Genomic DNA, 11,813 nt, shown 5'->3' on the forward strand with positions numbered 1-11,813 from the left:
CGGGAGATCAACTGCCCGTAAAAGCCCGATTGGTGAGGGCTGATTAAAGTTTCACTTTATGTAAGAACCTGCAAAATGTTTTGTTAGCTACAAATATATAAAGCAGGATTGTGATACTTCTGTATTGAAATATGGTAGAAAATGATTTTTTATTTTGCCTTATAGATAATTTATGATATTATAAAAATAGTATCAGGTACTAATAACTACTGTTATTTATGAAAATAGGAGGATAAATACATGGATCTTCTCAATCTAAAAGGAAAAAATATTGTCGTAATGGGTGTTGCAAATCAACGAAGCATCGCTTGGGGTATTGCTCGTTCATTACATAGCGCAGGAGCAAACTTAATTTTCACATATGCTGGAGAGCGTTTAGAAAAAAATGTTCGCGACTTAGCAGAATCATTAGAAGGACAAAATTCACTTGTATTACCATGTGATGTAACAAATGATGAAGATATCGCAAACTGCTTCCAAACGATTAAGGAAGAGGTTGGAATTATTCATGGACTGGCTCATTGTATTGCATTCGCAGAACGTGATGATTTAAAAGGTGAGTTCGTTGATACATCTCGTAATGGTTTCTTATTAGCTCAAAATATTAGCTCATTCTCTTTAACAGCTGTGTCAAGAGCAGCGAAAGAAGTGATGACAGAAGGCGGAAGCATTGTTACATTAACATACCTTGGCGGAGAACGCGTTGTATCAAACTACAACGTAATGGGTGTTGCCAAAGCATCGTTAGAAGCGAGTGTAAAATATTTAGCAAATGACTTAGGAAAGCATAACATCCGCGTAAACGCAGTATCTGCAGGACCAATTCGCACATTATCTGCAAAAGGTGTTGGCGACTTCAACAGTATCTTAAAACAAATTGAAGAACGTGCGCCAATGCGTCGTAACGTAACGCAAGAAGAAGTAGGAAATACAGCGTTATTCTTATTCAGTGACCTAGCGAGCGGTGTAACTGGAGAGAATATTCATGTGGATTCTGGGTATCATATTTTAGGGTAATCAAAAAAAGCTTAAAGGATTTAAATCCTTTAAGCTTTTTTTTGTTTGGATACAGCATCCATACTCGTTATATGTCATTCAAACAAGTTCACTGTCACTAAACAAAAGTTTTACTGTACATATGGGACTTGTAGACTGAATATAATAAATTTGGGATCGACAAGGCGAGTTAATAACGGAAGAGGGGATGTTATGTCTATTCAGTTGTTTGTTCCTCATTTCGAGATAGATGAGTGTTTGGAAGAAATAAGATTATGCTTAGAAAAGGGCTGGACAGGACTAGGATATAAAACGGTTGAGTTTGAAAATGAGTGGAAACGATATACGGGACTGCCTAATGCACATTTTATTAATTCAGCCACAGTTGGTTTACACTTGGCCGTGAAAATATTGAAAATGGTTCATAATTGGAATGATGGTGACGAGATCATTTCTACACCGTTGACCTTTGTTTCTACTAATCATGCAATAGTTTATGAAAATATGAATGTAGTCTTTGCGGATGTCGACCAATATCTTTGTTTGGATCCAAAGGACATTGAAAAGAAAATTACAAATAAAACGAGGGCAATTATGTATGTGGGACTAGGCGGAAGCACAGGACAATATAAAGAAATCTTAAGCTTATGTAATCAATATAATTTACGCTTAATTGTTGATGCCGCTCATATGTCTGGTACAAGATTAGATGGTGAAATCCCAGGGAAAGAAGCAGATGTTATGGTTTATTCTTTTCAAGCAGTAAAGAATCTTCCTACAGCTGATTCTGGCATGATTTGTTTTAAAGATGATCAATGCGACAGTCTGTGCCGAAAGTTAACGTGGCTTGGAATTAACAAAGATACATTTGAAAGGGTAGGAGATAAAGGATCTTATAAGTGGAGGTATGATGTTGAATATTTAGGATATAAATACCATGGCAATTCGATTATGGCGGCCATCGGTTTAGTTCAATTGAGGTACTTGGATCAAAATAATGCTTACAGACGCCAAATCGCTCAGTGGTACAATCAAAAATTCCTTCATCATCCTGAAAAATTAAAAAGAATTCCTATACCGGCGGGATGTGAGTCATCAAATCATTTATATATTATTGAAGTGAAGAATAGAGATGAGCTTTTACTGGCATTAAATCAAGTTAATATATATCCAGGTGTGCATTATAGAGATAACACGAACTATAATTTATACGCTTATGCTCAAGGTACTTGTCCGAACTCTCACAGGGTAAGTGAGCACATTTTATCGCTTCCTATACACATGAAACTTTCAAAAACGGATGTAGATTATGTGTGCGAGCAGGTCATTAAATATGCTAAGGGCTAGGAGGAATTGATTTGTTCAGTAGCTTTATAGAAAATGATGAATTAATTTTGCGTGAAATTGAGGAAAAAGATGTTGAAATGGTAAGGATTTGGAGAAATCAAGATCACATAAGAAAATATTTTATTAACAGCGGTGTAATAAATGGAGATCAGCAAAAAAGGTGGTTTGTCGCTTATGAGAATAACGATAATGATATGATGTTTATAATTGAAGAAAAAGTTAATTTGCAAAAACCGATTGGTGCCGTTGCTTTATATAACATAGATTTCCATAATCAATCTGCAGAATTTGGGAGATTAATGATAGCGGATAAAAGGGTGCATGGTAAAGGGTATGGTAAAAAAGCAACCCAGCTGGCATGTAAATATGGATTCGAAAAATTTTCGCTATCTAACATATATTTGGATGTGTTTTTTGATAATGTAGCAGCGTTAAAAATATATAGGGATATAGGTTTTACAGAAGTTTCAAGGACTTCAGATTTAATAAGAATGGTATTAAATAAAAAACATTTTAACAACTAATATATTGAATTTATAATTTTTATATAAGAATAACTAATTTTGACATAAGGTGTTTTTTATTGAGCTCATAGTCTATGTTTTACATGAGAGAAACATATAGAGGATTTCATTGTTATATAGGGAGGGAAAAAAATGAAGGGAATTATACTAGCAGGGGGAACGGGATCACGTTTGTACCCCATTACAAAGGTGACCAATAAGCACCTGCTTCCCGTTGGTCGTTATCCAATGATTTACCATTCTGTGTATAAGTTAAAAGAATGTAATATTGAGGACATTATAGTGATCACGGGTAAAGAGCACATGGGAGACGTTGTAAATTTTCTCGGCAGCGGAATGGAGTTTGGAGTATCTATCACATATAGAGTACAAGAAAAAGCCGGAGGGATTGCACAAGCATTGGGACTTTGTGAGGCATTTGTAGGAAACGACAAGATGGTTGTCATTTTAGGTGATAATGTGTTTTCTGATGCATTGAAGCCATATGTCGAAAAGTACAAAAAGGAAAAAAAAGGAGCGAAAATTCTATTAAAAGAGGTGGATAATCCTCAGAGGTTCGGAGTTCCAGAAATTAAAGGAGAACATATTATTGCAATTGAGGAGAAACCGAAAGTTCCAAAAAGTTCTTATGCAGTGACGGGGATATATATGTATGATTCTCATGTGTTTCAGTATGTGAAGGATTTAAGACCTTCTGCTCGAGGAGAACTCGAAATAACTGATTTAAATAATGCTTATATTAAAGAAGGAACGCTAACATACGACATTTTTGAGGGATGGTGGACTGATGCGGGTACGCACAGTTCTCTCTACCATGCCAATACGCTCGCAAAAGATATACGCCTGAGAGAGGAGGAAGATGCATAGAATGAAGCGGATTAAAACGTTATTTACTGATGTAATATTAGTAGAGCCTACTATATACCGAGATCATAGAGGTTTTTTTAAAGAAAGCTTTAATGAAAAAGTATGGGAGAAACAAAAAATTCAATACCAATTCATTCAAGATAATATTTCTGAATCTTCAGATCCGGGTACAATAAGAGGTCTTCATTTTCAACTGAATCCAAAAGCACAAACAAAGCTGGTGCAAGTTGTAAAAGGAGTTATTTATGATGTGATAGTAGATCTGCGAAAGGGTTCACCAACGTATAAAAAATGGCAAAGCTTTATTTTAAGCGAATATAATCATCGACAGTTACTTGTGCCAAAAGGATTTGCTCATGGTTTTTGTACTTTAGTTCCCAATTCCATGGTTATGTATAAGGTAGATGAATATTATGCGCCAGAATATGATAGTGGGATTAATTGGAAAGATGAAGAACTTGGAATTGCTTGGCCATTTAACAATCCCATTTTATCTGAAAAGGATAAACACTTGCCTTTTGTTAATGAGGAACAATATAATTTTACATTTGAGGAGAAAAAGATATGAATATCCTAGTAACAGGAGGAGCTGGATTTATTGGCAGTAATTTTGTGAAATTTCTGGTTGGAAAGTATCCAGACTACCGCATTGTAACCTATGATTTATTAACTTACAGCGGGAACCTTATAAATTTGAAAGATGTAATGGATTGTAATAATCATATATTTGTGCACGGAGACATTCAAAACCGTGAGCTTTTAGAGTATGTAGTTCATACGGAAAGAATTGATTTTATTATTAATTTTGCCGCAGAATCACATGTTGACAGAAGCATTATAGAACCTCAATTATTTTATCATACAAATATTTTAGGAACGATTACCTTGTTAGAAGTAGCAAAAAAGTATAAAATTAAAAAATTTATTCAGATCTCAACTGATGAAGTATATGGTTCATTGGGTGAAACAGGTTATTTTGTTGAGAATACTCCTCTAGCACCAAATAGTCCCTATTCTTCAAGTAAAGCAAGCGCTGATTTAATTGTATTATCTAGTTATAAGACGTATGGATTAAATATTAATATTACTCGTTGTTCTAACAATTACGGTCCTTATCAATATCCAGAAAAACTTATCCCGCTTATGATTACAAATGTCCTAGAAAATAAAACATTACCTATATATGGGACAGGAAAAAATATCAGGGACTGGTTACATGTATATGATCATTGTACTGCAATTGATTTAGTTCTGCATAAAGGGAAGAAAGGTGAAATCTATAATATTGGTGCGAGTACTGAGAAGCGGAACATTGAAATAGTAAAACTCATTTTAGAAAAGTTAGGAAAAACGAAAGAATACATCACATTTGTGAAAGATCGCCTTGGGCATGATTGGCGATATGCTATTAATGCAAATAAAATCAAGAAAGAACTTGGTTGGGTCCCAGTGTATACATTTGATAAAGGGATAGAAGAAACAATTCAATGGTATGTGCATAATGAAAGTTGGTGGAAGCCATTAAAACACGGCAGTAGCCTTTAATAGGTGTGAAAAATGAAGAAAATTGTAATCACAGGAGCAAAGGGCCAATTAGGAAGACAATTTTCCAAAGATTTTTTGTCTTCTTCATACGAGGTATACTCTTTAGGGAAAAACGAAATGAATGTAGTGAATTATGAAGAGGTGTGCAGTGTCTTAGAAGAATTGAGTCCTAGTATTATAATTCATTGTGCAGCCTATACAAAAGTAGACTTAGCAGAAATTAACAAGGACGAAGTGTTTTTTGTAAATGCAACGGGAACAAGAAACATAGCCATTGCAGCGGAAAAGATAAAAGCAAAACTTATCTATATAAGTACTGATTATGTATTTAATGGCAGGAAAGGCACAGAGTATAATGAATTTGATCCTCCTTCCCCTATAAATGTGTATGGTGCATCAAAGTATGTAGGGGAGAATTTTGTTCAAGAGTTTCATACCCGATATTTTATCATCAGGACTTCTTGGCTATATGGGAAATATGGGAAAAATTTTGTGGAAACTATGCTTAATCTAGCTAAAGTGAATAGATCAATAAGGATTGTGAATGATCAATATGGGTCGCCAACTTACGCGAAAGACTTAGTGAATTGTGTAAGAAGATTAATGGGGACAGACCTGTATGGAATTTATCATGTTTCAAATGAGGGCGTATGCAGTCGATACGAATTTGCAAAAAAAATTTTCTCTTTAGCAAATATAGATATACAAGTAATTCCAGTTTCTGCAGATGAGTTTAAGACAATGGCATCTCGTCCTACGTACTCGGCTCTACAGCATACAATGCTTCAACTTCATGATATTTGCTACATGCGTTCATGGGAAGAGGCATTAAAAGATTATATAGAAAAAACTACTGATTCGGTACGAGAATACTGAAAAAATACTTACTTTAAGCGAGGAATAGAGATTGTTAATAACGTATAGAAAAAGAAAAGAAGTGAACCGCTTATAAAGTAGGTGATTCGCTTCTTTTTCTCTTCAAACACGCTTTTTTAGTTTTCTTCTCGGTTTTCAGTGATTTTTTCATTTGTAAGTAATGATAAGAACTTAATTTCTAGAGTTTCTTTACACTGTAAAAGATAATTACGTTCTTCCATTGTCAGTTGGTTTTGTTTAACAGATAGTATACTATGAATATATCGTAAGAGGTTATTTATACTTCTTTGCAAAAAATCAACATCAGTTAAAAAGTTCTTTATTTGAGAATGAAAAATCATATGAATCCAATCGTTTACGGTTGTTATTGGTGTTTTCCAAGTATTTCTATTTGGATGGATTCTTACATAGCTGAGTTCATCAGCGATATAAACTAACTTTCCTTGTGATAATAAAGTAAGCCACGAGGCCATGTCGATTTCGGATTCATATTGATGTCCAATAAAACAACCAAACGGTTCGATTAAATCTTTTTTGCGGAATAGAACTGTTGTGGGTTCGCCTATCCAATTTGCCACTGCCATCATAGAGTTTCCACTTGAGACTCCGTCTAGTACTGTATCAGTTTTATATAATTTCTTTGTGTAAACTAAATCTGGGACTATCATTCCAGATTCATTAATTGGTTTTCGATAAGAAGTCACTAATTTTATATCTTCATTCGTATCTGATAAAAAGTAATTCATCATCTTTTCAATTTTTGTTGGATCAAACAGGTCATCTTCCATCAAATAATTAATGTATTCTCCATTTGCATCTTTTAATAGGTACTGCAGAACGTGAGGTCTGTTCATGTGAGTGGGGTTTTTTATATACGTAATTCGTTTCGAATATGGAAGAAATTCTTTTTCCACGAGAAGCTGTATTTCGTTAGTTAACGAGTTGTCCCTTATAATAATTTCAAAATTCGAATAAGTTTGAAGCAATGCACTTTTTAATGCAAGCTCAAAATATAAAGCACTTTCAAATGCTGGCATTAGGACGCTGACTAGAGGATTATTTTGAGAAGCCATAGAGGAACACCTTCTTGTTTGCATTTTTATATGTTTTTGAGTTCTGAAAAATCAAATATATTTACCTATCTCTTTTTCATACCTTATTAAACAGTTTTTATAATACAGTAAGGTATGTTTTTCGCTTTCAGATAATTGATTTGGAAAGGTACTCGGTAAGGAATCAATAAATCTGAGACACCCTTTTAAACTTTTCTGCAATAAATGCGGTTCTTTCAAAAAGCCTTTTTGAGGACAATGATAAAGCATATGAACCCAATCATGTGCTGCATTTACCCTCATACTAGCATTTTTTCCTACATTTGAGCTGTGCATTCTTAAATAACTTAATGTATCTGTTATATACAATGCTTTTCCTTGAGATAACAAAGAAAGCCACGAAGCCATATCAACTGCCGAGTCATATTGATAACCGCAAAATTGACCAAACGGTTCAGTTAAGTCTTTTTTGCGGAATAGAACTGTTGTGGGTTCACCGATCCAGTTTGTAACAGTTATCATAGAATTTCCGGCTTTTATCCCATCTAGTATCGTATCAGATATATATTGTTTCTTTGTAAATACTAAATCGGGAATATTGTTACCAAAGTCATCAATTGGTTGGCGATAAGAAGTTACTATTTTAATTTCTTTATTTATATCTTGTAAATAAACATCCATCATTCTTTCAATTTTTTGGGGATGAAACAAATCATCATCCATTAGGTAGTTAATATATTCTCCTGTTGATCGTTGAAACGCAAGTTGAAAGTTCTGCTTTCCTCCAACATTTTGTTCATTTTTAAAATATTTAAGAAATGGATAGATGTGTGTGTATGCAGATACAATTTCATATGTTTCATTGTTTGTACTATCATCACATATAATAATTTCAATATTTGGATAAGTTTGTGAAATAGCACTTTTCAATGCTTGCTCAAAATAGATAGGTCGATTATAAGTAGGAATTAGAATACTTACAAGTGGAAGATTCAAGTTATATATTTCTCCTTTCTTATCATACAATTATTGGTAGTGTAAAGGTGAATGTTCAACATAAATACAAATTAAAAAAACGAAATAAAAACCTCTTTCTTTTTAGGTGGGAGAGAGAATCTAGCCATGCATAGAAGTAGTCAGTGCCTTTTCCCTGTTATATTTCTCCATCGGGATGTGTTAGTGTGGAGCCTTGTACACATAACATAATATTTTTTTGAGATACATAAAATAATAAGTCTATTGATAATGGTTAAGATTTATCATCATAAAACAATATAAAATAATAATTTTTTATAACGCAACTTTTGGAGCGATTAAGCAAGGTTATAGTAGGAATATTTTACAAGCGGACCTGGATCAGAAAAAACGGCAGCTAAATAAGCTTTTACAAGGTCATTTAGCTGTCAATTATACCGATAAGTTCCGAAGAGTAGAGTTATTTCAATAAATCCGGAAGCTTATGAATTTGCTCTTGATCAAAGGCCTCGTTATACAGATTTAGTAACTCTGTACATACGTACTGAGGATCTCCTACCATGTTGATAATCTTGAAGGCATTTGTAATGATTTCTGTCCTTTGCTCTGCGCTGAGGTGGAAGGCTCTTTCAAGGGCAGTAGCTAATGCATTTTCATCAACTCCATCGGCAATGATTCCTGAGTAGTTATCTTTTATCAATTCCTTAACTCCTCCCACATCTGTTGAGACTACTAAAGCTCCTGAAGCCATGGCTTTCAAAATTGTTTGTGGCATAGATTCTTCTGTTGAGCTGCACAATAAAATATCAGTATTAGCGTAGTAATCTTGGGGGGTATTTGTAAATCCTCGAATTTTTACTTCTTGGCTCAATTCTTTATCTTGAATAATGGAATGACATAGATCAGTATAGTCTTTTATCAAATGGTGATAACCAATTAAATCTAGCTGTACACTATATCCTTTCTTTTTTAGGATAGAAACAGCTTTGATTGCAGTATGTTGATTTTTTCCTTCTTTTAAAGTGCCAGGAATTAATATTTTAATTGGTTTGTTATTCTCTCTCTGCTTTTCTTTATTCTCCATGTAGTACTTAAAATAGATTTCGTCAACAGGGCAGACTATTTTTCGCGAAGGAACATGCAATTCTTCAGACCATACGTTCGCATATTTAGAAGAAGAAGAGTGAACTATATCGATCAAAATGTTATTTATTAGGAATTCTTTAGAGGCTTTATTTGAATAAAACTTATGAAGTGACGAAACATGAGGAATCTTATTCATTTTGCAGGCTATGCCAACTGATGGGAAAAAAGTTACTGAATGGACCAAGCCAATGTTATTCTCTTTTAGCCAAGTGGATATCCCTTTTGCGTAATGCAAATCGTCATTCCTTGGACAAATGATTTCGATGAAGTTTTCAGAGTGTAAATAATGAACATTCAAATTGTGTTTTTGCAACAATTGGGGAAGAGTAGGGATATGTTTTTGATAGTGTGGTAAACAAATCATAATTTCTATTCCATAGCTTTTTGCCATAAGAGCGTGTTTGAGTAGATGAATAGTTGCTCCTCCAAGATCTGACTCATGAAAAAAATAAGCAATTTTTCTTTTATTTAATTTAGCGATCAATTCTGTGGCTTCTAATGTGGACAAAAACGAATCCATTTGGGCTTCAGTCGAATAATTTTGTATGATATAATTATAAGCTTCCTCATAAATTGTGGATCTTTTTTCACTTTTCAAACGAATCGCATGATCTATTGTCTCATACCATGATTCTAATGTGTTTTCCGCTTTTAAACACAGATGATTTGGAATATTCTTGTAGGGTTCTACGTTGGAAAATATCCCAACAGCTCCGGAAATAGTACCTTCTAAAAATTTTACAGGACTTTTGCTTAGGGAAGCCTGAAAGATACCATCTAATGGACATATATGATAATCGAAATAAGAATCTATTAATCTTTCAATATATTTATCGTAACTATGGGTAAAGGGAACGTAGTATACAGGGCTTTTTAATTCTCCAAATTCTTTTGGGTTTAATCCCCAGAAATGAAATTCTACAGCATTCCCATATTTTTCTGCAATTTGCTCTAAAGATGTCCAAATTGTTTTTAATACGTTTTTGCGAGCTGGCCCAGAGAATATGGCAATTTTAATTGCTTTATCTCCTTGCCGTTTATATTTTTTCTGGAAATAACGATATGGAATGTTTGTATTTAATTCAGCGACACTTTTGTTATATTTCTTACAATCCGCACTAATGATGGGATTATAACTACCAACTAAATGACTGTTGCTAACTTGGTACTCCAGATTTTTATAATAAACAGTATGGGGTTTAAGGTACTCAAATTCCTCACCCAATTCATGAAATCTAAACATATTATCATCCATAAAGTAAGCTGTAGGCTTTTTTTGTATAACATTTTCTTCTAATAATTTGGTTGAGTTTGGACCAATAGTTCTTGATAAAATAAGAAGAGAATAGTCGGATGGGTGTATTGCATCTAGAGCTGCCTCGTTTACAAAGAAGTAATCATATGGAAAATTATTTATTCTATGAGTATAATTCCGAATGGTAACATCAACGGAGGTTGAGAAATCCGGTTTGGTAACAGCAATTGTCCTTTTATGAGGTCTTGTAATATTTGCGGTGTATCTTTCAAGATCGGTCAAATAATAAGGGACATTACATCGATAAGGGATGATTTGTGTTCTGTTTAGAGTATCTATTTCCAGCGCATTAAAACATTTGCAGTGATCCTCTAAATTATCAACGTCATATTGACAAATATTTTTGGGTAAAAGCGCTTTTTCCCTGAAGCTTTCAATATATTTTCTTATATAGCTTAATTTGAATCCGATGTCGGTGCCTAAAGCATGTTTCTCGCCAGCAAAAGCTTTCGTTACGGGTTTGTCAATCCAATAAAAAGGGAACTTTTTTGACATTCTAAGCCATAAATCCCAATCAGAAAACCTTCTGATTACTATATGTGGATCATACATGCCTGTACTTTCAAAAATGACTTTATGATGTAAGACAGAGTTATTAGCTATATAGTTACCGTTCACGAGCAAGCCATAATTAAACGGTTTACCTAATATCTTTTGTGCCACATCGCTTTTATCTTTAACATGCAGTTGACAATTCCCATACACTAAACATGGTTCAGCGTATTTAATGATTTCATGATAAAGGGTTTGGAGACAATCGGGTAGGTATTCGTCATCATCAAACTGATAACTGATATATTTTCCGCGTGCTTCGATAATGCCCTCATTAACTCTTAAAGCAGGCAACCCGCTGTTAAGATGGTGGCGAATGATCACAATTCGGTGATCTTTGGCTTGATATTCCTTTAGAATTTGAAATGTATGGTCTCTTGAACCATCATCAATGATAATGAACTCAAAGGAAGTGAATGTTTGATTTAACACGCTTTCAATTGCTCTTCTAAGGGACACTGCTCCTCTGCGATAGGTTGGCATAATGACACTAACGGCGGGATTTAAAGGGCTAAGATGTGAACGTATAATCTCTCTATTCTCAATAAACCTTGATACTTTTAACATTCTATGTTCCTCCCTTCAGGGCTTGTATTTTTGAAAAGAGTACTCTTTATA

10 protein-coding genes are annotated in these 11,813 nt (G+C 34.0%); 7 read left to right on the forward strand and 3 right to left on the reverse strand.

All coding sequences use genetic code 11. The features are described 5' to 3' along the window. Positions 1-240: 240 nt before the first annotated feature. The 7 genes from fabI to rfbD all read left to right on the forward strand — a co-directional run bounded on the left by fabI (position 241) and on the right by rfbD (position 6,155). Positions 241-1,017 (forward strand): enoyl-ACP reductase FabI, encoded by a 777-nt coding sequence (fabI, locus tag MR076_RS13050; RefSeq protein WP_242221175.1) that lies wholly within the window; start codon positions 241-243, stop codon positions 1,015-1,017. 192 nt (positions 1,018-1,209) lie between these two features. Beyond that, positions 1,210-2,343 (forward strand): DegT/DnrJ/EryC1/StrS family aminotransferase, encoded by a 1,134-nt coding sequence (locus tag MR076_RS13055; RefSeq protein ID WP_242221176.1) that lies wholly within the window; start codon positions 1,210-1,212, stop codon positions 2,341-2,343. Positions 2,344-2,354: 11 nt separating this feature from the next. After that, positions 2,355-2,867 carry a GNAT family N-acetyltransferase gene (locus MR076_RS13060; RefSeq protein ID WP_242221178.1) on the forward strand — a complete coding sequence of 171 codons (513 nt, stop codon included), beginning with the start codon at positions 2,355-2,357 and terminating at the stop codon, positions 2,865-2,867. Between the two features lie 132 nt (positions 2,868-2,999). Continuing rightward, positions 3,000-3,734: a sugar phosphate nucleotidyltransferase gene (locus tag MR076_RS13065; RefSeq protein WP_242221180.1), complete on the forward strand. Its 735-nt coding sequence runs from the start codon at positions 3,000-3,002 to the stop codon at positions 3,732-3,734. Position 3,735: 1 nt separating this feature from the next. Continuing rightward, positions 3,736-4,302, forward strand: a complete 567-nt coding sequence (gene rfbC / locus MR076_RS13070) for a dTDP-4-dehydrorhamnose 3,5-epimerase (RefSeq protein ID WP_242221182.1) — start codon at positions 3,736-3,738, stop codon at positions 4,300-4,302. Continuing rightward, positions 4,299-5,279: a dTDP-glucose 4,6-dehydratase gene (gene rfbB, locus MR076_RS13075; protein ID WP_242221184.1), complete on the forward strand. Its 981-nt coding sequence runs from the start codon at positions 4,299-4,301 to the stop codon at positions 5,277-5,279. Before rfbC ends, rfbB begins: the two co-directional genes overlap by 4 nt. 12 nt (positions 5,280-5,291) lie before the next feature. Continuing rightward, entirely contained in the window at positions 5,292-6,155 is an 864-nt protein-coding gene (rfbD, locus tag MR076_RS13080; RefSeq protein ID WP_242221185.1) for a dTDP-4-dehydrorhamnose reductase, read from the forward strand. Positions 6,156-6,271: 116 nt separating this feature from the next. Here rfbD and MR076_RS13085 read toward each other — a convergent pair whose 3' ends face one another. The 3 genes from MR076_RS13085 to MR076_RS13095 all read right to left on the reverse strand — a co-directional run bounded on the left by MR076_RS13085 (position 6,272) and on the right by MR076_RS13095 (position 11,762). Continuing rightward, on the reverse strand, positions 6,272-7,228 hold the full coding sequence (locus MR076_RS13085; RefSeq protein WP_242221186.1) for a glycosyltransferase family 2 protein: 957 nt from the start codon (positions 7,226-7,228) through the stop codon (positions 6,272-6,274). A gap of 51 nt (positions 7,229-7,279) precedes the next feature. Then, positions 7,280-8,203 (reverse strand): glycosyltransferase family 2 protein, encoded by a 924-nt coding sequence (locus MR076_RS13090; protein WP_242221188.1) that lies wholly within the window; start codon positions 8,201-8,203, stop codon positions 7,280-7,282. A gap of 439 nt (positions 8,204-8,642) precedes the next feature. Beyond that, the gene (locus tag MR076_RS13095; RefSeq protein WP_242221190.1) at positions 8,643-11,762 is read right to left on the reverse strand and encodes a glycosyltransferase; all 3,120 of its coding nucleotides are present in this window, start codon (positions 11,760-11,762) and stop codon (positions 8,643-8,645) included. Positions 11,763-11,813: the final 51 nt, after the last annotated feature.

Origin of the sequence: Bacillus cereus group sp. BfR-BA-01380 (assembly GCF_022663535.1) — a bacterium.
GTDB classification, from domain to species: Bacteria; Bacillota; Bacilli; order Bacillales; family Bacillaceae_G; genus Bacillus_A; species Bacillus_A cereus_BB.

What these genes read in the sequence shown, in the direction of transcription:
- MR076_RS13055 (WP_242221176.1), top strand. Translation starts at nt 1,210, where the DNA reads ATGTCTATTCAGTTGTTTGTTCCTCATTTCGAGATAGATGAGTGTTTG.
- rfbB (WP_242221184.1), top strand. Translation starts at nt 4,299, where the DNA reads ATGAATATCCTAGTAACAGGAGGAGCTGGATTTATTGGCAGTAATTTT.
- MR076_RS13065 (WP_242221180.1), top strand. Translation starts at nt 3,000, where the DNA reads ATGAAGGGAATTATACTAGCAGGGGGAACGGGATCACGTTTGTACCCC.
- MR076_RS13085 (WP_242221186.1), bottom strand. Translation starts at nt 7,228, where the DNA reads ATGGCTTCTCAAAATAATCCTCTAGTCAGCGTCCTAATGCCAGCATTT.
- fabI (WP_242221175.1), top strand. Translation starts at nt 241, where the DNA reads ATGGATCTTCTCAATCTAAAAGGAAAAAATATTGTCGTAATGGGTGTT.
- rfbC (WP_242221182.1), top strand. Translation starts at nt 3,736, where the DNA reads ATGAAGCGGATTAAAACGTTATTTACTGATGTAATATTAGTAGAGCCT.
- MR076_RS13095 (WP_242221190.1), bottom strand. Translation starts at nt 11,762, where the DNA reads ATGTTAAAAGTATCAAGGTTTATTGAGAATAGAGAGATTATACGTTCA.
- rfbD (WP_242221185.1), top strand. Translation starts at nt 5,292, where the DNA reads ATGAAGAAAATTGTAATCACAGGAGCAAAGGGCCAATTAGGAAGACAA.